At 71.3% G+C, this 23990-nt stretch carries 23 protein-coding genes; 10 read left to right on the top strand and 13 right to left on the bottom strand.

Going from position 1 to position 23990, the window contains the following annotated elements:
- Nucleotides 1-41 precede the first annotated feature (41 nt).
- From IF655_RS03660 to IF655_RS03645, 4 genes are all read left to right on the top strand, one after another.
- Complete coding sequence (locus IF655_RS03660; RefSeq protein WP_199582032.1) at nt 42-2612, top strand: nitrate- and nitrite sensing domain-containing protein; 2571 nt, start codon at nt 42-44, stop codon at nt 2610-2612.
- Complete coding sequence (locus IF655_RS03655; RefSeq protein ID WP_199582031.1) at nt 2609-3046, top strand: roadblock/LC7 domain-containing protein; 438 nt, start codon at nt 2609-2611, stop codon at nt 3044-3046. Before IF655_RS03660 ends, IF655_RS03655 begins: the two co-directional genes overlap by 4 nt.
- A 19-nt stretch (nt 3047-3065) precedes the next feature.
- On the top strand, nt 3066-3479 hold the full coding sequence (locus IF655_RS03650; protein WP_199582030.1) for a DUF742 domain-containing protein: 414 nt from the start codon (nt 3066-3068) through the stop codon (nt 3477-3479).
- A gap of 191 nt (nt 3480-3670) precedes the next feature.
- Nucleotides 3671-4273, top strand: a complete 603-nt coding sequence (locus IF655_RS03645) for an ATP/GTP-binding protein (protein WP_199582029.1) — start codon at nt 3671-3673, stop codon at nt 4271-4273.
- Between the two features lie 84 nt (nt 4274-4357).
- On the opposite strand, the gene IF655_RS03640 is transcribed toward IF655_RS03645, so the two are convergent.
- Nucleotides 4358-4786, bottom strand: coding sequence for a PPOX class F420-dependent oxidoreductase (locus tag IF655_RS03640; RefSeq protein ID WP_199582028.1), 429 nt, complete (start codon nt 4784-4786; stop codon nt 4358-4360).
- 92 nt (nt 4787-4878) lie between these two features.
- On the opposite strand from IF655_RS03640, the gene IF655_RS03635 reads away from it, so the two are divergent.
- On the top strand, nt 4879-5292 hold the full coding sequence (locus IF655_RS03635; protein ID WP_199582027.1) for a roadblock/LC7 domain-containing protein: 414 nt from the start codon (nt 4879-4881) through the stop codon (nt 5290-5292).
- A 126-nt stretch (nt 5293-5418) separates the two neighbouring features.
- Entirely contained in the window at nt 5419-6414 is a 996-nt protein-coding gene (locus tag IF655_RS03630) for a DUF6397 family protein (RefSeq protein ID WP_199582026.1), read from the top strand.
- Here the strand turns inward: IF655_RS03630 and IF655_RS03625 are convergent.
- Nucleotides 6401-7267, bottom strand: coding sequence for an acyl-CoA thioesterase II (locus IF655_RS03625; RefSeq protein ID WP_199582025.1), 867 nt, complete (start codon nt 7265-7267; stop codon nt 6401-6403). The genes IF655_RS03630 and IF655_RS03625 overlap by 14 nt on opposite strands.
- A gap of 19 nt (nt 7268-7286) precedes the next feature.
- Nucleotides 7287-9800: an RNA helicase gene (locus tag IF655_RS03620; RefSeq protein ID WP_199582024.1), complete on the bottom strand. Its 2514-nt coding sequence runs from the start codon at nt 9798-9800 to the stop codon at nt 7287-7289.
- Between the two features lie 145 nt (nt 9801-9945).
- On the opposite strand from IF655_RS03620, the gene IF655_RS03615 reads away from it, so the two are divergent.
- Nucleotides 9946-10740: a metal-dependent hydrolase gene (locus IF655_RS03615; RefSeq protein WP_199582023.1), complete on the top strand. Its 795-nt coding sequence runs from the start codon at nt 9946-9948 to the stop codon at nt 10738-10740.
- Between the two features lie 14 nt (nt 10741-10754).
- Here IF655_RS03615 and IF655_RS03610 read toward each other — a convergent pair whose 3' ends face one another.
- The 5 genes from IF655_RS03610 to IF655_RS03590 form a co-directional block, all read right to left on the bottom strand.
- The gene (locus IF655_RS03610) at nt 10755-11018 is read right to left on the bottom strand and encodes a type B 50S ribosomal protein L31 (RefSeq protein WP_199582022.1); all 264 of its coding nucleotides are present in this window, start codon (nt 11016-11018) and stop codon (nt 10755-10757) included.
- A gap of 42 nt (nt 11019-11060) precedes the next feature.
- Nucleotides 11061-11531 (bottom strand): DUF5709 domain-containing protein, encoded by a 471-nt coding sequence (locus IF655_RS03605; RefSeq protein WP_199582021.1) that lies wholly within the window; start codon nt 11529-11531, stop codon nt 11061-11063.
- 258 nt (nt 11532-11789) lie between these two features.
- A complete protein-coding gene (locus IF655_RS03600; RefSeq protein ID WP_199582020.1) occupies nt 11790-13571 on the bottom strand; it encodes an ABC transporter ATP-binding protein in 1782 nt (593 codons plus the stop codon).
- On the bottom strand, nt 13568-15475 hold the full coding sequence (locus IF655_RS03595; protein WP_199582019.1) for an ABC transporter ATP-binding protein: 1908 nt from the start codon (nt 15473-15475) through the stop codon (nt 13568-13570). The genes IF655_RS03600 and IF655_RS03595 overlap by 4 nt, the downstream gene beginning before the upstream one ends.
- A gap of 163 nt (nt 15476-15638) precedes the next feature.
- Entirely contained in the window at nt 15639-16088 is a 450-nt protein-coding gene (locus IF655_RS03590; RefSeq protein WP_199582018.1) for a MarR family winged helix-turn-helix transcriptional regulator, read from the bottom strand.
- 116 nt (nt 16089-16204) lie between these two features.
- Between IF655_RS03590 and IF655_RS03585 the strand changes: the two genes are divergently transcribed.
- Both IF655_RS03585 and mltG read left to right on the top strand, forming a co-directional pair.
- Nucleotides 16205-18007 (top strand): ABC transporter ATP-binding protein, encoded by a 1803-nt coding sequence (locus IF655_RS03585; RefSeq protein WP_199582017.1) that lies wholly within the window; start codon nt 16205-16207, stop codon nt 18005-18007.
- A 68-nt stretch (nt 18008-18075) separates the two neighbouring features.
- Nucleotides 18076-18978, top strand: coding sequence for an endolytic transglycosylase MltG (gene mltG, locus IF655_RS03580; RefSeq protein ID WP_242488523.1), 903 nt, complete (start codon nt 18076-18078; stop codon nt 18976-18978).
- Nucleotides 18979-19091: 113 nt separating this feature from the next.
- Here mltG and IF655_RS03575 read toward each other — a convergent pair whose 3' ends face one another.
- From IF655_RS03575 to IF655_RS31730, 5 genes are all read right to left on the bottom strand, one after another.
- Complete coding sequence (locus IF655_RS03575) at nt 19092-20252, bottom strand: LLM class flavin-dependent oxidoreductase (protein ID WP_199582016.1); 1161 nt, start codon at nt 20250-20252, stop codon at nt 19092-19094.
- An 18-nt stretch (nt 20253-20270) separates the two neighbouring features.
- On the bottom strand, nt 20271-21287 hold the full coding sequence (locus tag IF655_RS03570) for an ABC transporter substrate-binding protein (RefSeq protein ID WP_199582015.1): 1017 nt from the start codon (nt 21285-21287) through the stop codon (nt 20271-20273).
- Between the two features lie 183 nt (nt 21288-21470).
- Nucleotides 21471-22226 carry an ABC transporter ATP-binding protein gene (locus IF655_RS03565; RefSeq protein ID WP_199582014.1) on the bottom strand — a complete coding sequence of 252 codons (756 nt, stop codon included), beginning with the start codon at nt 22224-22226 and terminating at the stop codon, nt 21471-21473.
- Complete coding sequence (locus IF655_RS03560; protein WP_199582013.1) at nt 22199-23074, bottom strand: ABC transporter permease; 876 nt, start codon at nt 23072-23074, stop codon at nt 22199-22201. The genes IF655_RS03565 and IF655_RS03560 overlap by 28 nt, the downstream gene beginning before the upstream one ends.
- Nucleotides 23075-23269: 195 nt before the next feature.
- Nucleotides 23270-23353, bottom strand: a complete 84-nt coding sequence (locus IF655_RS31730; protein ID WP_313884353.1) for a putative leader peptide — start codon at nt 23351-23353, stop codon at nt 23270-23272.
- 148 nt (nt 23354-23501) lie between these two features.
- Between IF655_RS31730 and IF655_RS03555 the strand changes: the two genes are divergently transcribed.
- A complete protein-coding gene (locus IF655_RS03555) occupies nt 23502-23924 on the top strand; it encodes a YjbQ family protein (protein WP_199582012.1) in 423 nt (140 codons plus the stop codon).
- The last annotated feature ends 66 nt before the right edge of the window (nt 23925-23990 follow it).

Genomic DNA, 23990 nt, shown 5'->3' with positions numbered 1-23990 from the left:
CCGCCCCGACAGCACCGAACCACGTCCCGAGCGAGGAGGCCATGCGCCCACCCCGAAGCACCCCACAGGCCGCTGAGTCGACGCAGGCGCCGCCCCCGCGACGCGGTCGCCGCGCGCACGCCGGACCGCCCGCCGACGAGCCCCTGGACGCGCTCCTCGACTTCCCGCCGGACCACATGCCCCCGCGCTCGGGCCGCTGGCACATGCGCCCGCGCACGGTGCGCGCCAAGGTGGTCTGCCTGCTGATGGTGCCCGTCGTCTCCCTGCTCGCCCTGTGGGCGTACGCCACCGTCACCACCGCCCAGGACGTCACCCGGCTGCGCCAGTCGCAGCGCGTGGACGACGAACTGCGCAGCCCGGTCGCGACCGCCGTCACCGCCCTCCAGAACGAACGGACCGCCGCCGTCCGGTACGCGAACGATCCGAGCGCGGCCCACGCCGACGACCTGCGCACCCTGGTGTCCCGCACCGACCGGGCGGTGGCCGCGCTGCGCCTCGGCGACGACAGCACCGTCGCCGCCGGTCAGGAACTGCCCTCCGTGGTGGGCAGCCGCCTGACGGCCTTCGTGGAGGGCGCCGAACAACTGCGCACGCTGCGGTCGTCCGTACTCGACCGCACGACCGGCTGGAACCAGGCGTACGAGCAGTACACGAAGACCATCGGCGGCGCCTTCGCCGTGGACGGCGCCCTCACCGGCATCCAGCAGTCCGACACCGGCTCCGACGCGCGCGTGCTCCTGGAGTTCTCGCGCGCCGCCGAATCGTTGGCTCAGGAGAACGCCCTCGTCGCCGGTACCCGCCCGACCACGGCGCTGCGCGGCGAACGGCTTCGGCTGTTCGACGCCGCCGTGACCACCCGCCGCGCTCTGACCGACACGGCCGTGGCGGACCTGCCCGCCGCCCAACGCGCCGCCTGGAACCGTGTCGTGAGCGACAGCGCCTACACGTCGCTCACGGCGAGCGAGGACGACGTTCTCGCCGCGGGCGCCGACGCCAGGACGGTCGACTCGTCCTCCGGGTCGGCCTGGACCGTCGCGTACGCGCGCGTGCAGGAGGGCATGTCCTCCGTCGCGGCCGACACGAGCCGGGAAGTCGCGGGCCGCACCGACCCGTTCACCGGCGGACTGCTCAGCCCCGCGGGCGCCGCCGTGCTCTTCGGACTCGCGGCGGTCATCGCCTCGCTGGTGATCTCCGTCCGCATCGGCCGCGGCCTGGTGGTCGAGCTGGTGAGCCTGCGCAACGACGCTCTGGAGATCGCCCGCCGCAAACTCCCCGCCGCCATGCGAAAGCTGCGCGCCGGTGAGGAGATCGACATCCGGGCGGAGGCACCCGCCGGGCCCCCGGCCGAGGACGAGACCGGCCAGGTCGCCGAGGCTCTCACGACCGTGCACCGCGCGGCCCTGCGCGCCGCCATGGAGCGCGCCGAACTCGCCAGCGGCATCTCGGGCGTCTTCGTCAACCTCGCCCGGCGCAGCCAGGTCCTGGTGCACCGCCAGCTCAGCCTGCTGGACAGCATGGAGCGGCGCTCCGACGACCCGGACGAGCTGAGCGACCTCTTCCGCCTGGACCACCTCACCACGCGAATGCGGCGCCACGCCGAAAGTCTGATCATCCTCTCCGGAGCGGCACCCGGTCGCGCCTGGCGTATGCCGGTCTCCCTCACCAACGTGGTCCGCGCCGCCGTGTCCGAGGTCGAGGACTACGCGCGCGTGGAGGTGCGCCAGCTCCCCGCCGCCTCCGTCGTCGGCGCGGCCGTCGCCGACCTCACCCACCTGCTCGCCGAACTGGTGGAGAACGCCGCGCAGTTCTCGCCGCCGCACACCCGTGTGCGCGTCTCCGGCGAACCCGTCGGCAACGGCTACGTCCTGGAGGTCGAGGACCGCGGGCTCGGCATGGGTCCCGACGTCCTCGCCGACGCCAACCGGCGCATCGAGCAGTCTGAGGCACTCGACCTCTTCGACACCGACCGCCTCGGACTCTTCGTGGTCAGCAGGCTCGCCTCCCGGCACGGCATCAAGGTGCACCTGCGCACCTCACCGTACGGCGGCACCACCGCCGTCGTCCTGCTGCCCACCGCCCTCGTGCACAACGGCCCCGAGGAACCGGCCACCGAGGAACCCCCGGCGCTCCAGGAACCGCGCCCCGAGTACGCGCGCGTGCCCGAGGCGCCGACGCCCCCGCCCGCGGTGGCCGCCCCCGCCGACCGCCCCGCCCTGGCCGACCGCTCCGCCCTGGCCGACCGCTCCGCCCTGGCCGACCGCCCCGCTCTGGCCGTCACCGCCCCGCCCGCGCCCACTCCGGCGCCCGAACCACCGCTTACCGGAGTCAGCACCTTGAGGCCGCACCACCCACCGACCGACTCCGAGCCCACGGACGACCTCCCGCGCCGCGTGCGCCAGGCGAACCTCGTCCCCCAGCTCCGCCACCAGCGCCCCGAAGAGGCGGCGCCGGAACCCGAACCCGAGGCGGACGACTCACGCACCCCCGAACTCGTACGGCAGCGGATGGCGGCCTACCGCGACGGATGGACGCGCGGCGGCGGCAGACGGCCCGGCCGCGCCGCCCAGGAGCCCCGTACGGGCAGCGACAGCACCGAAGGAGACCCGGCATGATCCAGAACTCGAACAGAACGGGCGCGCAGCGCTCCGGCGAACTCGACTGGCTGCTGGACGACCTGGTGACGCGGGTGCACGAAGTGCGCCACGCGGTCGTCCTCTCCAACGACGGCCTGGCGGTCGGCGCCTCCAGCGGCCTCGGCCGGGACGACGCGGAGCATCTGGCCGCCGTGGCCTCCGGATTCAACAGCCTCGCCAAGGGCGCGGGACGGCACTTCGGCGCGGGCGGCGTGCGCCAGACCATGGTGGAGATGGACGACGCCTTCCTCTTCGTGGCGGCCGCGGGCGACGGCTCCTGTCTGGCGGTCCTCACAGCCGTCACCGCCGACATCGGCCTGGTCGCCTACGAGATGGCGCGCCTGGTCAAGCGGGTGGGCGAACACCTCTCCTCGGCTCCGCGCATCATGGCGCGGCCGCCCGCCGCAGGATGAACCGGAAGGGTCGGCACGGATGACCGAGAACCCGCCAGGCGCCCTGGGGGAGCAGGGCAGCCAGTGGTACGACGGCGAGGCCGGGCCCCTGGTCCGCCCCTACGCCATGACCGGCGGGCGCACGCAGCCCGGCCCGACGGGAGTGGCCTTCGACCTGATCGCGCTCGTCACCCTCGACCCCGCCGCACCCGGGACGGACGACGGGACCGCGCTCGGCCCCGAGCACCGGACCCTGATCGAGCTGTGCCGCACGGAGACGCAGTCGGTCGCCGAACTCGCGGCGGACGCGGACCTCCCGGTCGGCGTGGTCCGGGTGCTCCTCGGGGACCTCCTGGAGCTGGGCTGCGTCACCGTCAGCCGCCCGGTTCCGCCTGCCCGACTGCCGGACGAACGGATTCTGCGCGAGGTCATCGAGGGATTGCGGGCGCTGTAGATGAACGTTCACGACCAGCCCGGGGCTCGTCCCTACGCCGTTCCGTACGCATTCGGCAACCATTCGGAGGGGAATCAGTCACTTCGAGTGCTTTTCAGTCCGAACGCCCGCAGTGGTACCGGAGTTGTCATGATGCTGACCCCACGCTCCGAGCACGTCGACCGCAGCCGGCCCTCCTGAGAGAAGTGATCATGTCCTCTGAGCACTCCGACGCCGCTGACGACAGCTCCGCCCTGGCGCTGAAGATACTTGTCGCGGGCGGATTCGGCGTCGGCAAGACCACCCTGGTCGGCTCCGTCAGCGAGATCCGGCCGCTGCGCACCGAGGAGATGCTCAGCGAGGCGGGGCGGCTGGTGGACGACACCGGCGGCGTGGACCAGAAGACCACGACGACCGTCGCCATGGATTTCGGCCGCATCACCATCCGCTCCGGCCTCGCCCTCTACCTCTTCGGGACGCCGGGGCAGGACCGGTTCTGGTTCCTGTGGGACGAGCTGTCGCAGGGTGCCCTCGGTGCTGTGGTCCTCGCCGACACCCGCCGCCTCGAGGACTGCTTCCCGGCGGTCGACTACTTCGAGCACCGGCGCATCCCGTTCGTGGTGGCCGTCAACTGCTTCCCCGGCGCCCGTTCCTACGGCGCCCACGACGTCTCCCGCGCCCTCGACCTGGACTCGGGCACGCCCGTGGTGCTGTGCGACGCGCGGGACCGGGACTCCGGCAAGGAGGTGCTGATCCGCCTTGTCGAGTACGCCGGGCGGATGCACACCGCCCGGCTGCTCGACTCGGTGAGCTGAGGCGCGGTGGTCCGAGGCGCGGTGAGTCGAGGCGTCGGTGTGTTGACGCGCCGACGCCTCGGGCGGTGACGGGCTGAGGGATCCTCAGTCCGTCATGTCCTTCATCGCGGCCACATGGCCGATGGAGACCCGGACCAGCAGCTCGCCCGGAACGCCGTTGCGGGCGCCGAACTCCTCGGCCCGCTCCTCGCCCACGTACCGAGCGGCGATCCGGGTGGCCCAGTGGCGCACTTGGTCCAGATCCTCCGTCAGACGGGCGTCACCGTTGAGCACCACGAAGGAGTAGGGCGGCCGGTCGTCGTCCACGCACAGGGCGACGCGGCTGTCACGGGCGAGATTTCGCCCCTTCACGGTCTCCTTGCCGGTGTTGAAGACCAGCTCGTCACCGTCCAGCAGGAACCAGATCGGGGCGATATGGGGGCTCCCATCCGCCCTGACCGTCGCCAGCTTGCCGGTTCGGGTGCCGTACGAGACGAACGCCCGCCATTCCTCGTCGGTCATCTTCTGTGCCATACGCCCATCCTGCTTGCCCGGACGCCGGAGGTGGGGAAGGCTGGCGGATAGATCCTCCGGCCAGGGGGAGAGGTCGCACGGGGAGACGGAACATGGGGCATAACCAAGGACTTGGCTGGCTTCTTGACGATCTGACCGAGCGCGTGGACCACGTTCGTCATGCACTGGTCCTGTCGAACGACGGCCTGGTCACCGGAGCCAGCACGGGACTTCGGCGGGAGGACGCGGAGCACCTCGCCGCCGTGGCCTCCGGCCTGCACAGCCTTGCCAAGGGATCGGGCCGGCACTTCGGGGCCGGCAGGGTCCGCCAGACGATGATCGAATTCGACGACGCCGTACTGTTCGTCACCGCTGCGGGCTCGGGCAGTTGCCTGTGCGTCCTCAGCGGGGCCGAGGCGGACATCGGACAGATCGCCTACGAGATGACGGTGCTCGTCAACCGGGTCGGAGAACACCTCCAGGTGGACGCCCGCCGACCCGAGCACACTCCAGTGGCAGACCTCTGACCTGCGGCTTTACTGCGTCAACTGGAGTTATCCACAGGGCTGCCACGCATCGCGAGGAACCGGCTACGGTGTGTGCACGGCGAACGCACAGGGCGTGAGCCACACACTCCACGGGGGAGTACGACCATGCCGGGAACCACCCTGACCTCACCGAGCCTGACCAGCTCACAGACCCCGACCACCTGCACGCCGAGTCGCGCCGCACGGGAACTGTGCCTCAACCGCGCCGAGTTCGAACTCGCCGCCCAGCTTGGCCGCATCCGGACCGTGCGTGACGAGAGCGGCAGTGGCCGCCGCGTCGAGCGCGCGGAGATCGAACGCATCCGTGCAGAGGACGGCTTCCCAGAAACGCTCCGAGCGCGCGTACGGCTCGTTACCACGACCGGAGCCGCAGCGCTCATGGGCATCTCCCCGGGCCGCTTCGCCCGGCTCGCCCGACTGGGGCTGCTGGTGCCGGTGCGTTTCTATCTGAACCGCTACCGGGTCGTCGTCTGGCAGTATCTCGCCGAAGAAGTCGAGGAGTTCGCGGCACGCGAGGTGAACGCCCATCTCCTGGAGGGCCGGACACCCGAGACGCTGAGAAGCCAGGTGGCGGCGGGTGTCGACCTGCGCGCCCGCAACTGGCGCGGCCGCCATCTCGGCTTCCTGCTGCGGGACGCGGAAGGCGACCCGTGGGCACGAGCCGGAGCCCTGGCGGCCCTGCTTCCGCCCGACGAGGTCGCGGCCGTCACCGAGAGTCCCGCCGAGCGGGCACGTCTGGACCGGCTCCGCCCCGTGCCGCCCCGCCACGGCGCCCCGGGCACCCCGTCCGCTGACCTCGCCGAGGAGCTCATGACAGCGCAGGACCCCGACGAGATCAGGTGGCTGCGCGCGGACCTGGAGCAGGCCCTGACGGAAACCCGGGGCGGTTCACGGAAGCAGGAGACGCGAAGGCGCTCGCCCCGCCCGAGCCCCGCCTCGATGCCCCGACGGCCCGGATCCCTCGTCCGCCCGCAGACTCCGGAAGCGGCGCGGGAACGCCGGAGGCTGCTGGCATGGCTGCGCGGCCGACGTTCCCGGAACGCCGGGGCAGCGAGCACCAGGCGTTCCGACGGGACTCGCACCTGCCTCAGAGGGACCTGAAGAGACCTTCCTGGACGACCGACACCAGCAGATTCCCCTGCTGGTCGTAGATACGGCCGCGTGCCAGACCCCGGCCGCCGATCGCGATCGGGGACTCCTGGTCGTACAGGAACCACTCGTCGGCGCGGAACGGCCGGTGGAACCACATGGCGTGGTCCAGCGACGCCATGTCGAAGCTCCGCTGTCCCCACAGGGGTTCGACCGGGATGCGAACCGCGTCCAGGAGGGTCATGTCGCTCGCGTAGGTCAGCGCGCAGGTGTGCACCAGCGGATCGTCGCCCAGCGGTCCGACCGCGCGCATCCAGACCGCGCTGCGGGGCTCGGCGCCGTTGATCTCCTCCGGGTTCCAGCGCAGCCGGTCGGCATAGCGGATGTCGAAGGGCTGGCGGCGCGCCATCCGCTCCAGGGCTTCCGGCAGCGCGCCCAGATGCTTGCGGATCTCCTCGGCGACCGGCGGCAGCGATTCCGGGTCCGGCAGCTCACGGGCCGGCGGGAGTTGATGCTCGAACGGTCCTTCCTCGGGCTTGTGAAAGGAGGCGGTCAGATTGAAGATCGTGCGGCCCTGCTGCACGGCCGTGACCCGCCGGGTGGTGAACGAGCGTCCGTCGCGGACGCGCTCCACCTGGTACACGATCGGCACGCCGGGGCGACCCGGCCGCAGGAAGTACGCGTGCAGCGAGTGCACGGGGCGGTCGCCTTCGGTGGTGCGCCCGGCGGCGACCAGCGCCTGGCCGGCCACCTGGCCGCCGAAGACCCGCTGGAGGGATTCCTGCGGGCTGCGGCCACGGAAGATGTTGACCTCGATCTGCTCCAGGTCGAGCAGGTCTACCAGGCTCTCGGCCGGGTTCGTCATCGGTGGGTTCTCCTGTTGTTCACAACTGGCCGACATCGGTGACACGGATGACCGCACGGCCCTCCGCGTCGGAGGCGGCGAGGTCGACTTCCGCGCTGATGCCCCAGTCGTGGTCACCATTGGGGTCGTCGAAGATCTGGCGGACGCGCCACAGCTTGTTCTGCGGCTCCTCCTCGATCACCAGCAGCTTGGGGCCACGGGCGTCGGGTCCGGTGCCGAGGTCGTCGTACTCGTCCCAGTACTTGTCCATGGCCTCGCCCCAGGCATCGGCGTCCCAGCCGGCCTCGGCGTCCATCTCGCCCAGTTCCTCGACCTGGTCGAGGGCGGCCAGCTCCACCCGGCGGAAGAGGGCGTTGCGGACCAGGACGCGGAAGGCCCGCGCGTTGGCGGTGACCGGCTTCACCTGGTCGGCCTTCTCCTGGGCCTCCTCGGCGGTCATCTCCGCCGGGTTGGCCAACTGCTCCCACTCGTCCAGCAGGCTGGAGTCCACCTGGCGCACCATCTCGCCGAGCCACTCGATGAGGTCCTGGAGGTCCTCGGACTTCAGATCGTCCGGGATGGTGTGGTCGAGGGTCTTGTAGGCGCCGGCGAGGTAGCGCAGCACGATGCCCTCGGTGCGGGCGAGTTCGTAGAAGGACACCAACTCCGTGAACGACATCGCCCGTTCGTACATGTCACGGACAACCGACTTGGGCGACAGCGGGTGGTCGCCGACCCACGGGTGGCTCTTGCGGTAGGTGTTGTACGCGTGGAAGAGCAGCTCTTCCAGGGGCTTCGGGTACGTGATGTCCTGGAGGCGCTCCATGCGCTCCTCGTACTCGACGCCGTCCGCCTTCATGGCGGCCACGGCCTCGCCGCGCGCCTTGTTCTGCTGGGCGACCAGGATCTGGCGCGGGTCGTCCAGCGTGGACTCGACCACGGACAGCATGTCGAGGGCGTAGGACGGCGACTCGGGGTCGAGCAGCTCGAACGCGGCGAGCGCGAACGTGGACAGCGGCTGGTTGAGCGCGAAGTCCTGCTGGAGGTCGACCGTGAGACGCACGATGCGGCCCTCGGCGTCCGGCCTGTCGAGCTTCTCGACGATCCCGCCGTCCAGCAGCGAGCGGTAGATCGCGATGGCCCGGCGGATGTGCCGGAGCTGCTGCTTGCGCGGCTCGTGGTTGTCCTCGAGGAGGTGGCGCATCGCCTCGAAGGCGTTGCCGGGCCGGGCGATCACCGACAGCAGCATGGTGTGCGTTACGCGGAACCGCGAGGTCAGCGGCTCGGGTTCGGAGGCGATGAGCTTCTCGAAGGTGTTCTCCGTCCAGCCGACGAAGCCCTCGGGAGCCTTCTTGCGCACCACCTTGCGGCGCTTCTTCGGGTCGTCGCCCGCCTTCGCGAGAGCCTTCTCGTTCTCGATGACGTGCTCGGGCGCCTGCGCGACGACGAGACCGGCGGTGTCGAAGCCCGCCCGGCCCGCCCGGCCCGCGATCTGGTGGAACTCGCGCGCCCGCAGCGTGCGCACCCGGTTGCCGTCGTACTTGGTCAGTGCGGTGAACAGCACCGTGCGGATGGGCACGTTGACGCCCACGCCGAGGGTGTCCGTGCCGCAGATGACCTTCAGCAGACCTGCCTGGGCCAGCTTCTCCACCAGGCGCCGGTACTTGGGCAGCATGCCGGCGTGGTGCACACCGATGCCGTGCCGTACGTAACGGGACAGGTTGCGGCCGAACTTGGTGGTGAAGCGGAAGTTGCCGATCAGCTCGGCGATCCGCTCCTTCTCCTCGCGCGTGCACATGTTGATGCTCATCAGCGCCTGCGCCCGCTCCACGGCCTGTGCCTGCGTGAAGTGCACGATGTACACCGGGGCCTGCTTGGTCTCCAGCAGGTCGGTCAGGGTCTCGGTGAGCGGGGTGAGCCGGTACTCGTAGGAGAGCGGCACGGGGCGTGTGGCCGAGCGGACCACCGAGGTGGGCCGACCGGTGCGGCGGGTGAGGTCCTTCTCGAAGAAGGAGACGTCACCGAGGGTCGCCGACATCAGGATGAACTGCGCCTGGGGCAGTTCGAGCAGCGGGATCTGCCAGGCCCAGCCGCGGTCGCCCTCCGAGTAGTAGTGGAACTCGTCCATCACGACCTGGCCGACGTCCGCGTTCTTGCCGTCGCGCAGGGCGATAGACGCCAGGATCTCGGCGGTGCAGCAGATCACGGGCGCGTCGGCGTTCACCGAGGCGTCGCCGGTGAGCATGCCGACGTTATCGGTGCCGAAGAGCTTGCACAGCTCGAAGAACTTCTCCGAGACCAGGGCCTTGATCGGAGCGGTGTAGAAGGTGACCTCGTCACGGGCCAGCGCGGCGAAGTGGGCGCCCGCGGCGATCATGCTCTTGCCCGAGCCGGTGGGCGTCGAGACGATCACGTTCGCCCCGGAGACTACCTCGATCAGCGCCTCCTCCTGGTGGGGGTAGAGCGTGAGACCGCGCTCGTCGGCCCACGACTCGAAGGCTTCGTACAGGGCGTCGGGGTCGGCCGTCGGCGGCAACTGATCGATGAGGGTCACGCCCCCATCTTGCCTGGCCCGAGCGCCAACCGGGGAATCGGCTGTCGCCTCCATGATCATGGCAGCTACGCTGTGTCGCCGACGGAGCGTCAACGCTCCCGGTCAACTGCACAGTGGTACACGAGGAATGGGGCGGAAAGCGGCCATGATGGGACCAGCACACTCACTGTCGGGAGCCGCTGCCTGGCTCGGCGTCGGAGCCGCCACGGCGGCCTTCTGCCACCCGATGCCCTGGCCGGTCCTGCTGGTGGGCGCCCTGATCTGCGCGGGTGCCGCGCTCGCCCCGGACCTCGACCACAAGGCGGCCACCATCTCGCGCTCGTTCGGCCCGGTGTCGCGCAGAGTCTGCGAAGTCGTCGACAAGCTGTCGTACGCCGTCTACAAGGCGACCCGCAAGCCGGGCGACGCGCGCCGCTCGGGCGGGCACCGCACGCTCACCCACACCTGGCTGTGGGCGGTCATGCTCGGAGCCGCCTGCTCGGGGATGGCGGTCCTCTGGGGCCGCTGGGCGGTGCTGGCGATCCTCTTCGTGCACATGGTGCTGGCCATCGAGGGTCTGCTGTGGCGCGCGGCCCGTGGCTCCAGCAGCGATGTCCTGGTCTGGCTGCTCGCCGCGACCAGCGCCTGGATCCTGGCGGGAATGCTGGACAAGGACGGCAACGGCTCCCGCTGGCTGTTCGACGCGCACGGCCAGGAGTACATGTGGCTGGGCCTGCCGATCATCCTGGGCGCGCTGATTCACGACATCGGGGACGCGCTGACCGTCTCCGGCTGCCCGATCCTGTGGCCCATCCCGGTCGGACGCAAGCGCTGGTACCCGGTGGGTCCGCCGAAGGTCATGCGGTTCCGGGCCGGGAGCTGGGTCGAGATCAAGGTGCTGATGCCCGTCTTCATGGTGCTCGGCGGCGTGGGCTGCGCGGCGGCCCTCAACGTGATCTGACGCGCGGCTCGCTCTCAGGTCGCCTCGCCGGAGTCGCCCCCGCCGTACCGGCGCTCGAAGCGGGCGACGCGGCCCTCGGTGTCCACGGTGCGGGCCTTCCCCGTGTAGAAGGGGTGACTCTCCGAGGAGATCTCCACGTCGACCACGGGGTAGGTCTCGCCGTCGTCCCACTCGATGGTCTGCTCGCTGACCGCGGTGGACCGGGTGAGGAAGGCGTACCCGGCGGCCCGGTCGCGGAAGACCACGGGGCGGTACTCGGGGTGCTTGTCCTGCTGCATGGCGGCTCCTCACGCGGGGCGGTGGGGCGGGGTGCGGGCGGATCAGCCGGGGAAGGAGTCCTCGTCGACGATGTGCACCGCGGCCTCCTCGGCGCTGGCGGCGGCGCCGTCGATGCCGACGTCGGTGGCCACGAGCGCGCTCTCGTCGTCCTCGTGGGTCCCCTCGTCGGGGGCGACCAGTCGGCCGGAGCGGAGGCGACCGACCTCGTTGTCCAACAGTTCGCCGTCACCGCCGTCGTAGTCGCCGAGGCCGTCACCGTCGGGCGCCGCGGAATCCGGCAGCTCCTCCGCGAGCCGCTGGTCGAGGGTCTCCCCGGCCTGGCGCTCCGCCGCCGTCACGCCGTCGTGCTCCACCGCCCACGGCCGCTCCGGCGGGGACCAGCCCCGGTCGAGCGGGTCGGCGACGCCGTCGGAAATCAGGGTGTCGTCGGCGTCGAGCGGCCCGGCGTCCTCCGGGATGTCGGAAGGGTCGGGCTGGTAGACGTCGTCCCCCCAGCCGTCGGCGCTGTTCACGGGAACCTCCAGGTCCTGGGCGCGGCCGGGCGTCATCGCGTGGCGCGGTGGCCCGTCGGCGCGGGTGTCACACGGCGAGGACCGGACCGTCCCCCGGTGTCCTGCGAACCGGTCTCCCCGTCCAGCCTTCCATCCCGGATCGGGACCGCGCAACGGCACACCGCCCGGCGCGGGGCCGGGCGGTGTGCCGTCGCGGGTGCGACCCGGCGCGGTCGGCAGCCCGGTCACCAGGGCGTACCAAGCCGCGCGGTCGCGGCATCAGCCGTGCCAGGACCGCCACAACGCCGCGTAGGCACCGTCCGCCGCGACCAGCTCGTCATGGCTGCCCAGCTCGCTGATGCGGCCGCTCTCCACGACGGCGATCACATCGGCGTCATGGGCGGTGTGCAGCCGGTGCGCGATGGCGACCACGGTGCGGCCGTCGAGGACACGCGCCAGGGAGCGTTCCAGATGGCGTGCGGCGCGCGGGTCCAGCAGCGAGGTCGCCTCGTCCAGGACCAGCGTGTGCGGGTCGGCCAGCACCAGCCGGGCCAGCGCGATCTGCTGGGCCTGCGCCGGGGTCAGCGCCAGTCCGCCCGAGCCCACCTCGGTGTCGAGGCCGTCGTCCAGCGCGCGGGCCCAGTTGTCCGCGTCCACCGCGCCGAGCGCCGCCCACAGCGCGGCGTCCTCCGCACCGGCACGGGCCAGCAGGAGGTTGTCGCGCAGGGAACCGACGAAGACGTGGTGCTCCTGGTTGACGAGGGCGACGTGCGAGCGGACCCGCTCGGCGGGCATCCGGGACAGTTCGGCCCCGCCCAGGGTGATGTATCCGTCGCGGGGCGCGTAGATGCCGGCGAGCAGCCTGCCCAGGGTGGACTTGCCGGCGCCGGAGGGGCCGACCAGGGCGAGCCGGGTGCCCGGCGCGACCTCCAGGGACACCTGGCGCAGCACGTCGACGCCCTCGCGGTAGCCGAAGTGGACGCGGTCCGCGTGCACGTCCCGGCCCTCGGGGACCAGAGCGGCCTCGCCCGCGTCCGGTTCGATGTCCCGCACGCCGACCAGGCGGGCCAGCGACACCTGGGCGACCTGCACCTCGTCGTACCAGCGCAGGATCAGGTTGACCGGGTCGACCAGCATCTGGGCGATCAGGGCACCCGTCGTGAGCTGCCCCACGCTGATCCAGCCGTGCAGGACGAAGAAGCCGCCGACCAGGAGCGCCGAACCGAGCACGATGATGTGCACGGCGTTGATCACGGGGAAGAGCACCGAACGCAGCCAGAGGGTGTACCGCTCCCACGCGGTCCATTCCTTGATCCGCCGGTCCGACAGGGCGACCCGGCGGGCGCCCAGGCGGTGTGCCTCGATGGTGTGGCCCGCGTCCACGCTCTCCGCGAGGACGGCGGCGACGGCGGCGTACCCGGCCGACTCCGAGCGGTAGCCCGAGGGTGCCCGCTTGAAGTACCAGCGGCATCCGACGACCAGCACCGGCACCGCGAGCAGGACGGCGGCCGCCAGCGGGGGAGCTGTCACGACGAGTCCGCCGAGCAGCAGCAGCGCCCAGACGACACCGATGGCCAACTGGGGCACCGCCTCCCGCATGGCGTTGGCCAGGCGGTCGATGTCGGTGGTGATCCGGGAGAGCAGGTCGCCCGTGCCCGCCCGCTCCAGCACGCCCGGCGGCAGCCCGACCGAGCGGACGAGGAAGTCCTCGCGCAGGTCGGCCAGCATCCGCTCGCCGAGCATTGCGCCCCGCAGCCGGACCTCGCGGACGAACAGGGCCTGCACGGCCAGCGCGATCACGAACAGGCCGATCGTCAGCCCCAGGTGCAGGTCGCGGGCGTGGTCCGACACCCGCTCCACGAGGTCGCCGAGCAGGTACGGGCCGACCATGGAGGCGATGACGGCGACCGTGTTGACGCCGATGAGAAGCAGGAAGGCCCGGCGGTGCCGGCGGAACAGCTCGGCGACGTAGGCGCGGACCGTCGAGGCCGCGCCTACGGGGAGGGTGGTCGCGGTCTTCGGGGCCGCCGGGTTGTACGCCGGTGGCGCGACGCCGATCATGCGCTCTCCTCGATCTCTTCGAGCCGGTTCTCTTCGATTCGGTCGAGTTCGCCCAGCAGGGCGTCGTCGGCCCGTTCCCGCCGGTCGGTCAGGTCGGTGGTGGCGTCGCGGGCGCTGTCGTCCTGTTCGTCCTCCGTCTCCCGGGTCACCACGGCCCGGTATCGCGGGTCGGTGGCGATCAGCTCGCGGTGCGGACCGGTCGCGGCGACCGTGCCCTTGTGGAGGAAGACCACGCTGTCCGCGCGGTCCAGCAGGAGGGGCGAGGAGGTGAGCACCACGGTGGTGCGGCCGGAGCGGAGTCCGCGCAGGCCCTCGGCGATCCGTGCCTCGGTGTGCGAGTCCACCGCCGAGGTCGGCTCGTCCAGGACCAGGACCTCCGGGTCGGTGACGAGCGACCTGGCCAGGGCCAGCCGCTGGCGCTGGCCGCCGGACAGGGAGCGCCCGCGTTCGGTGACGCGGGTGTCCATGGGGTCCGAGGCGTCGAGCGAAGCCTGGGCGAGGGCGTCCAGGACGTCGCCGCACTGGGCGGCGGCGAGGGCGTCCTCGGCACGGACGGCGCCGGAGGCGGGTACGTCGAGCAGTTCGCGCAGGGAGCCGGACAGCAGTACCGGGTCCTTGTCCTGGACGAGGACCGCGGTGCGGGCCCGGTCCAGGGGGAGGTCGTTCAGTGCCACGTCGCCGAGCAGCACGGACGGTCCCGGTTCGGCGGGATGGCCGCCCAGCCGGGCCGCCAGTTCGCCCGCCGCGTCCGGGTCGCCGCACACCACGGCGGTGAACCGGCGGGCGGGGACGCGGAGTCCGGTGAGGGGGTCGTGCAGGTCGCCTCCCGGCACCTCGCCGGTGCCCGTGCCGCCGGTGCCTGCGCCGTCGGAAGCCGTACGCTCGGAGCCCGTGCCCTCGGTGTCCGTCGGGCGCTGGAGAGACAGCACGCGCGCCGCACGTGTCGCGGAGGGGCGCGAGAAGGAGAAGGCCATGGCGATCTCCTCGAAGTGCCGCATCGGGTAGTTGAGAACCATGACCGCGCTGTAGACGGTGACCAGTTCACCGACCGTCACCCGGCCCTCGCGGGCCAACTGGACGCCGTGCCAGACCACCGCGATCAGCAGCAGACCCGGCACCACCACCTGGATCGCGGAGATGAGCGACCACATGCGGGCGCTGCGCACGGCGGCGTGCCGTACCTCCTGCGAGGCGCTGCGGTAGCGGGTGAGGAACAGTTCCTCGCCGCCGATGCCGCGCAGTACGCGCAGCCCGGCGACGGTGTCCGAGGCCAGTTCGGTGGCCCGGCCCGCCTTCTCGCGCTGTACGTCGGCGCGGCGGGTGGCCCGGGGGAGCAGTGGCAGCACCGCGAGGGCCACGAGCGGAAGACCGATGGCGACGACCACACCGAGAGCGGGTTGGTAGACGATGAGGGCTACGCAGACGAGGACCACCGTCAGCGCGGCGGCGGTGAAGCGGGAGACGGCCTCCACGAACCAGCCGATCTTCTCGACGTCACCGGTGGAGACCGCGACCACCTCGCCCGCCGCCACGCGCCGGGTCAGCGCGGAGCCCAGATGCGCGGCCTTGCGCGCCAGCAGTTGCTGCAGCCTGGCCGCAGCCGTGATCCAGTTGGTGACGGCGGCCCGGTGCAGGAAGGTGTCGCCGACGGCGACGCAGATGCCGCACAGGAGCAGCAGACCACCTGTCCGGAGGAGCCCGGCGGCCGAGCCCTTCACGGCCGCCTCGACGGCCAGTCCGACACAGAAGGGCAGCGCGCAGACGGCGGAGAAATGGAGCAGCCCCCAGAGCAACGCCTTGAGCTGCCCGCCCCGTTGGTTGCGGAAGAGCCACCACAGCAGGTGCGGACCCGAGCGTGCGTCGGCCACGCCCGGATCGGAGTACGGAAGGTCTTGGATCTGCATGGCGTCCCAGTGGCTCGTGTCCGGAGGAGGGCAACAGACGGCGGCAAGCCGTGAAAGGGTCGCCTCGCGCGGTGGTGAATTTCAACCGGTTTTCCCGGTCCTCCGTGAGATTCCACGGAGCCGCGCCGTCCGCCGTTCCGATGCCTTCAGGGACGCCCGCCGCTCAGCAGGGCTTGGGCAGATCCCCGTCCATCAGGGTGTCCAGCAGCAGACCGAGCAGTTGCCGCTCCTTGTCGGTGAGCGGGGCGAGGATCTCCTCGGCCGCCGAGCGGCGCGCGCCGCGCAGTTCGCGCAGGGTCGCGCGGCCCTCGTCCGTCAGCTCGATGCGGGTCACCCTGCGGTTCGCCGGGTCCGGCATCCGGCGTACCTTGCCGCTCGCCTCCAGCCCGTCGACCAGGGTCGTCACCGCGCGGGGAACCACCTCCAGGTGCTCGGCCAGATCGGCCATGCGCGGGGGCGAGTCGTAGTGGGTGAGGACGCGCAGGAGGCGGGACTGGGCCGGGGTGACGCCCAGGTCGCGCTGCTGGAGGTGGCGTTTCTGGATGCGGTGCACCCGGCGGGTGAGCCGCAGCAACTGCTCCGCGAGAGCGCTTTCGGAGTCGGGGGTGCTCATGCCGGGAACAATATCAGGACCCCGTTCATTGTGAGTATAGGTAACAATGAGCTATGCTCTTCGAGTCACCGTCGGCCGACCCACGTGGCGGCCCCTTCCCCTCTTCGTAGGAGCCCATGAAGCCCGAACGTGAAATCACCTGGAACCCACCTGCCGACGCAGGGCAGCAGCCCCGGCAGGTGCGCCGCATCCTGAAGCTCTTCCGCCCCTATCGCGGGCGGCTGGCGATCGTCGCCCTGCTCGTCGGGGCGGCCTCGCTGGTCTCCGTGGCCACGCCGTTCCTCCTCCGGGAGATCCTCGACGTCGCCATCCCGCAGCGCCGCACCGGTCTGCTGAGCCTCCTCGCGCTCGGCATGATCCTCAGCGCGGTCCTGTCCAGCGTCTTCGGCGTCCTGCAGACGCTGATCTCGACCACTGTCGGCCAGCGCGTCATGCACGACCTGCGCACCGCCGTCTATGGCCGTCTTCAGCGGATGTCGCTCGCCTTCTTCACCCGCACCCGCACCGGCGAGGTGCAGTCCCGCATCGCCAACGACATCGGCGGAATGCAGGCCACGGTCACCTCCACCGCGACCTCCCTGGTCTCCAACGCCACCAGCGTCATCGCCACCGTCGTCGCCATGGTCGCGCTCGACTGGCGGCTCACGATCGTCTCCCTGGTCCTGCTGCCGGTCTTCGTCTGGATCAGCCGCCGCGTCGGTGAGGAACGCAAGAGAATCACCACCCGGCGCCAGAAACAGATGGCCGCCATGGCCGCCACCGTCACCGAATCGCTGTCCGTCAGCGGCATCCTGCTCGGCCGCACCATGGGGCGCTCGGAGTCCCTCACGGCCGGTTTCGCGGCGGAGTCCGAGAGCCTGGTGGACCTGGAGGTCCGATCGAGCATGGCCGGACGCTGGCGCATGGCCGTCATCACGATCGTGATGGCCGCGATGCCCGCCGTCATCTACTGGGCCGCCGGTCTGGCGCTCCGGTTCGGCGGACCCGAGGTCTCGCTCGGCACGCTCGTCGCCTTCGTCTCCCTCCAGCAGGGACTGTTCCGCCCGGCCGTGAGCCTGCTGGCGACCGGCGTCCAGATCCAGACCTCGCTGGCTCTCTTCCAGCGCATCTTCGAATACCTGGACCTGCCGATCGACATCACCGAACGCGCCCGTCCCGTCCATCTCGACGAGATCAAGGGCGAGGTCCGCTTCGAGAACGTCGAGTTCCGCTATGACGACAAGGGTGGCGCCGTCCTCGACGGCATCGACCTCACCGTGCCCGCCGGAAGCGGCCTCGCCGTGGTCGGACCCACCGGTGCCGGAAAGTCCACGCTCGGCTATCTGGTGCCCCGGCTGTACGACGTGACCGGCGGTCGCGTCACCCTGGACGGGGTGGATGTCCGCGACCTCGACTTCGACACCCTCGCCCGCGCGGTCGGCGTCGTCTCCCAGGAGACGTACCTCTTCCACGCCTCGGTCGCCGACAACCTCCGCTTCGCCAAGCCGGACGCCACCGACGAGGAGCTGCACGAAGCCGCCCGGGCCGCCCAGATCCACGACCACATCGCGGCGCTGCCCGACGGGTACGACACGGTCGTCGGAGAGCGCGGACACCGCTTCTCCGGTGGCGAGAAGCAGCGGTTGGCGATCGCCCGCACCATCCTGCGCAACCCGCCCGTCCTCATCCTGGACGAGGCGACCAGCGCCCTGGACACCCGTACCGAGGCCGCCGTCCAGGAGGCCATCGACGTCCTGTCGGCCGACCGGACGACCATCACGATCGCCCACCGGCTGTCCACGGTCCGCGACGCCGAACAGATCGTCGTCCTCGACTCCGGCCGCATAGCCGAGTGCGGCACGCACGAGGAACTGCTCGACCAGGACGGTCGCTACGCCGCCCTCGTGCGCCGGGACGCCCAACTGGCCCCCGCTGCCTGACGCGCGACGGGAGTACGCGACCAGGCGATATGCAGGGAATGAGGTGATATGCGTATTACCTTGCCCGCATGAACATCAACACTCCGTCACGGAGCACGATGCGACTGACGCGCCGGGGCAGACTCGTCCTCGCCGGGGTCGGCACCGTACTGGCCGGCACCGCCGTGGCGGCGTCGCTGATCGGCCTCTTCAGCGGCGAGTCGAAAACGGCGACCCTGGTCATCCCCGAGGGCTGGCGCGCGAGCCAGGTCTACGACGCCGTCGACAAGGCCCTCGCACTGAAACCGGGCACCGCGCGCAAGGCCGCCCCCACCGCCGGGCTCAAGCTGTCGAAGGACGCCGAGGGCAACCCCGAGGGCTATCTCTTCCCGGCCACCTACCCGCTCCGGGAGGGCACCACGGCGGAGTCGCTGCTGCGGCTGATGGTCGACACCGCCAACGAGAAGTTCAACGCCGCGCCCGTCGCCGCCGGGGCGCAGCGCAACTCGCTGAATGTCTACCAGGCCGTCACCATCGCGAGCATCGTCCAGGCCGAGGCGGCGAACAAGGCCGACATGGGCAAGGTGGCCCGGGTCGTGTTCAACCGGCTGGAGCGCGGGATGCCGCTCCAGATGGACGCCACCCTCAACTACGCGCTCAACCGCCACATCCTGCGCACCAGCACCGACGACACCCGCATCGACAGCCCGTACAACTCCTACCAGCGCATGGGGCTCCCGCCCACCCCGATCGGCAACCCCGGCGAGGACGCGATGAAGGCCGTGCTCAGCCCGCCGACGGGCGACTGGCTGTACTTCGTCACGGTCAAGCCCGGGGACACCCGCTTCACCTCGGACTACATCCAGCACATGCGCAATGTGACCGAGTTCAACGAACAGCGGACCGCCACCGCCGCCACCGCGCACCCGGCAACGCCGAACGGCAGCCCGCACGCCGAGCACCGGACACCGGCGACCCAGACACCCCGCTGAGCCTGAGAACTGAGGACTCCTGAGGACTGAGGGCGGGAGCGGACGGTACGGCGGGGCGGGCGAGTCCGGCAGGGCACTGCACCCCCGGACCCGCCCGCCGCAGGCATCCGGCGTCAGCGCCCGCCCGCCACCAGCAGCGGCGCGCCGCCCCCGGAGCTCTCGGCCGCCGTACCGTTCAGCAGACCGCGCGCGGCGAGTTCGGGGATGACGCCCTCGCCGAACCAGTACGCCTCCTCCAGGTGCGGATAGCCGGAGAGGACGAAGTGCTCGACGCCGAGGGCGTGGTACTCCTCGATGAGGTCGGCCACCTCCGCGTGACTGCCGACCAGTGCGGTCCCCGCGCCGCCGCGCACCAGACCGACACCGGCCCACAGGTTCGGGTGGATCTCCAACTGGTTGCGGGAGCCGCCGTGCAGCTCCAGCATCCGGCGCTGCCCCACCGACTCGCTGCGTCCGAGCGCGGTCTGCGCGGCGGCGATGGTGTCGGCGTCGAGGTCGTCGAGCAGCCGGTTCGCCGTGGCCCACGCCTCGGCGGAGGAGTCCCGGGAGATGGTGTGCAGCCGGACACCGAAGCGGACCGTGCGCCCCTCGCGCTCGGCCAGGGAGCGAATCCAGTCGATCTTCTCTTTCACCTGGGCGGGAGGTTCGCCCCAGGTCAGATACACGTCGGCGTGCCGGGCTGCCACGGGCCCGGCGGCCTGCGAGGAGCCGCCGAAGAACACTTCCGGCACCGGGTCGGGCGGCAGCGCGGTCAAGCCGCCGTCCACCTGGTAGTGGGTGCCCTGGAAGTCGTACGGCTCACCGCGCCAGGCGCCGCGCACGATCGAGAGGAACTCGTCCGTGCGCTCGTAGCGGCGGTCGTGGTCGAGGTGGTCGCCGAAGCGGCGCTGTTCGGAGGAGTCGCCGCCGGTCACCACGTTAAGGAGCAGCCGTCCGCGCGTCACCCGCTGGTAGGTGGCGGCCATCTGGGCGGCCAGGGTGGGGGAGAGCAGTCCGGGGCGGAAGGCCACGAGGAACTTGAGCCGTTCGGTGTGCTGGGAGAGGGCGGCCGTGATCAGCCACGCGTCCTCGCACCAGGTGCCGGTCGGCGTCAGTACCGCCTCGAAGCCGAGCCGTTCGGCGGCCTTGGCGATCTGTGCCAGGTACTCGATGTCGGGCGGGCGCAGTCCGGGGGTCTTGCGTCCGGCTTGGCCGTTCGGGCCGTAGGCGTGGCGGTCCACCAGGGTCCGGCCGTCGCCGCCGGTGGGCAGGAACCAGTGCAGTCGTACGGTCATCTCGGTTTTCCTCCTGTGTCAGTTCCGGGCCGGGGCGGTGGTCGACGGGGGCAGATCGCCGTTGAAACGGGGATCCACGAAGTCACCGAAGTCGACCTTCTTCGGGATGAGCCCCAGCGCGGTGAAGGTGTCGGCGATCTGCTGCTCGGAGGCGACGAGGGGTTTGTCGACGGCGACCGAGACGCGGGTGGAGTTGGTGCGCCGTACGGAGGCGAGCGCCACCTCGTAGGGCAGTCCGGTGTCCTTCGCCCACACCTTGGCCCACTCCTGCTGGTGGTCGTGGACCCAGACCTGTGCGCGCCGCAGCCGGGCCAGGTAGTCCTTGATCGCGGCGGCTTTCTTCGGATCGCGCAGCGCGCCGGGCGCGGCCACCTGGAAGGCCAGCCCGTTGGTGACGCCCTCGCCGGTGGTGAGCACGCGGCCCTGCTTGGCCTGGAGCACCTGGGAGGTGTACGGGTCCCAGACCGCCCAGGCGTCGACCTTGCCGGAGTTGAACGCGGCGAGCGCGTCGGCGGGCTGGAGGTACTTGACCTTGACGTCCTTGAAGGTCAGCCCGGCCGCCTTGAGGGAGGCGACCAGTTGGTAGTGGGCGGACGAGCCCTGTGCGACGGCCACCGAACGGCCCTTGAGCTGCTTCGGGGAGGTGAGCTTCGACCCCTTCGGCACGAGGATGGCGTCGCCGAGCGAGGTTCCGTGCTGAGCGGCCACCACCGCGATCTTCGAACCGGCACCGGCAGCGAAGACGGGCGGGGTGTTGCCGACGCCGCCGATGTCGACGGCCCGGGCGTTGACGGCCTCCAGCAGTGGTGGACCGGAGGTGAAGGTCGACCACTTGATGCGGTACTTCAGGTTCTTCAGCTCTCCGGCGGCCCGCAGAACGGCCTCGGAGCCGCCCTTCTGGTCACCGACGGCGAGGGTGACGGACCCCGAACCGTCGGTGTCGGTCCCGGTCCCCGCGGTCGCGTCGCCACCGCAGGAGGTGACCAGGAGGGAGAGGGGGAGGAGCAGCGCGGCGGGGAGCAGGCGTCGTCGCATGGCGGTTCCGTTCGTGTACGGAGGCGGATACGGGGGTGTGGGGATGGGGAGGGGCAGGCTGTGCCCGGGGCGCGTCTTCACGCCGAGGCAGCTCGGGCACAGGTCGAGGCAGCGCAAGGGCGTCGCAAGGGCGTGCAGGGGAGTGCAGCTCAGCTCCGGCTAGCTCGCTCGGGACAGCGGAAGTCAGGCGGCTTCCGCCGCCGTGTCGACGCCGAGCCGTTCCAGCAGACCGGCGCGGATCTCCGCGAACCGGGGGTCGGTGATGTCGCGCGGCCGGTCGAGCGCGACCCGCTGCTCGTGGGCGATGCGCCCGCCGTCCATCACCAGCACCCGGTCCGCGAGCAGAACCGCCTCCTCGACGTCGTGAGTGACGAGCAGTACCGCGCACCCCCGGCGCCGCCACACTTCGCCGACCAGGCGCTGGGCCTTGATCCGGGTGAGCGCGTCGAGCGCGCCGAAGGGTTCGTCGAGGAGCAGGAGGTCGGGCTCGCGGACCAGGGCGCGGGCGAGGGAGGCGCGTTGTGCCTCGCCGCCGGAGAGCGTCTTCGGCCACGCGTCGGCGCGGTGCCCGAGCCCCACCTCCTCCAACACGCGTTCCGCGAGGGCGCGTTCGGGCCTGCCCGGCAGACCGAGGACGACGTTGCGCCACACCTTCTTCCACGGCATGAGCCGGGGCGCCTGGAAGGCGACGGCCCGGCGGCGCGGCACGAGGACGGTCCCCTCGATTTCCCGGTCGAGGCCCGCCAGGACGCGCAGCAGTGTCGACTTGCCGCAGCCGCTGCGGCCGAGCAGCGCGACGAACTCGCCGGGCGCGATGTCCAGCGTGAGGTCGTCGATGACGGCGCGGCCGTCGAAGGAGCGGGTCAGCCCCTCGACGCGTACGACCTGGGGGAGCCCGGTCTTCGCGGGGCTCACCGGCCCGTGAACGTCGGTCGCCATTGCAGCAGCAGCCTTTCGAGGGAGCGGACGATGAAGTCGGTGAGCAGACCGAGGAACGCGTAGACGATGAGGCAGACCACGATCACGTCGGTCCGCAGGAAGTCCCGCGCCTGGACCATGAGGAAGCCGATGCCGGAGTCGGCGTTGACCTGTTCGGCGAAGACCAGGGCGAGCCAGGCGACGCCGAGCGCGTAGCGCAGCCCGGTGAGGGCGCCGGGCAGCGCGCCCGGCAGGACCACGTGCCGTACCAGTCCCCAGCGGGACAGCCCCAGCGACTCGCCCGCCTCGATGAGCTGGGAGTCGACGCCGCGTATCCCGGCGTAGACGTTGAGGTAGAGCGGGAAGGTCACCCCGAGCGTGATGATGGCGATCTTCGGGGTCTCGCCGATGCCGAACCAGATGATGAACAGCGGGATGAGACCGACGAACGGCACCGTCCGCAGCATCTGCACCGGCGCGTCCACCAGGTCCTCGCCGATCCGGAACAGCCCCGAGACCAGGGCGAGTCCGATGCCGGTCACGGTGCCGACCGCCAGCCCCGCCGCGACCCGGCCCAGCGAGGTGGCCACGGCGGAGGGCAGCGAACCGTCCCCGAGGAGGTCGGCGCCGACCCGTGCGATGCGTCCCGGCGAGGCGAGTACGTCGGGGGTCAGTACCCCGGTGGCGCTGAGGAGTTGCCACAGGAGGAGCAGCAGAAGGGGTCCGGTGATGCGGCGCAGCCAGCGCGGGACGCGGGCGCGGCGGGAGGAGTCGGGGACGAGGCGTTGGAGGGCGGCGGGCGCGGGGGGAGAGGATATGCCGGATGTGTCCGGATCGTGGGTGCTGGGTGGGGCATGGCTGATGCTCATGGCTGCTCCACGGGGGTGAGGTGGGGCGCGGGACGCGGTGCTGAGCCGGTCCGGATCAGGGATCAGGGATCAGGGATCAGCGGACCGTACGGCGACGCCGGGGACGTGGTCACGAGGGATACGCGCGGACGGCGTACGGGTGCCACGGGGATGCCGCCCTGGGCGAGGGCGGTGGGGGAACGAGCGGGAAGGGCGTCAGCGGCCGCGACGACACGCGGCGGAGGCCACCCGCAGCAGGTCGATGTGACCGCGCGTGGTGAGCAGGGCTGAACGCAACATGCCGGTGAAAGTAGCCAGATGGCCGGTCGCGGGTCAACGGTGTCTCGCCTGATGGACCGTACGTATCGGAGAGCGGGCACGTGGCGCCCTCGGCGGAATACGTCGCGTCGAGGCGCGTGAAGTCCCGTGTCCGGGTGAGGATGGGGGCATGTCAGATGCCTTCACCACGCGCGTGCTCAACATCGCCACCGGTTCCCACGAGCGGGTCGTCGACCTCACCGGCGAGTGCGAGGACTTCCTGCGTGAGGCGGCGCACGGCCGCGACGGACTCCTCAACGTCTTCGTCCCGCACGCGACCTGCGGAATCGCCGTCCTCGAAACCGGAGCCGGGAGCGACGACGACCTCCTCGCCACCCTGCACACCCTGCTCCCCGCCGACGACCGCTGGCAGCACCGCCACGGCAGCCCCGGCCACGGCCGCGACCACGTCCTCCCCGCGATCGTCCCGCCCCACGCGACCCTCCCGGTGATCGACGGCCTCCTGGCGCTCGGGACGTGGCAGTCGGTGTGCCTGGTGGACACCAACAAGGACAATCCCGACCGCCAGGTGCGGTTGAGTTTCCTGGGGTGAGGCGGGCGACTCTCTCTCGCAGGTCACGAGGTGGCCGCACGCGCGGTGGCCGACCTCACCGTGCTT

Origin of the sequence: Streptomyces sp. DSM 110735, assembly GCF_016482685.1 — a bacterium.
Classification (GTDB): domain Bacteria; phylum Actinomycetota; class Actinomycetes; order Streptomycetales; family Streptomycetaceae; genus Streptomyces.
This window is presented reverse-complemented; position numbering and strand designations above follow the sequence as displayed.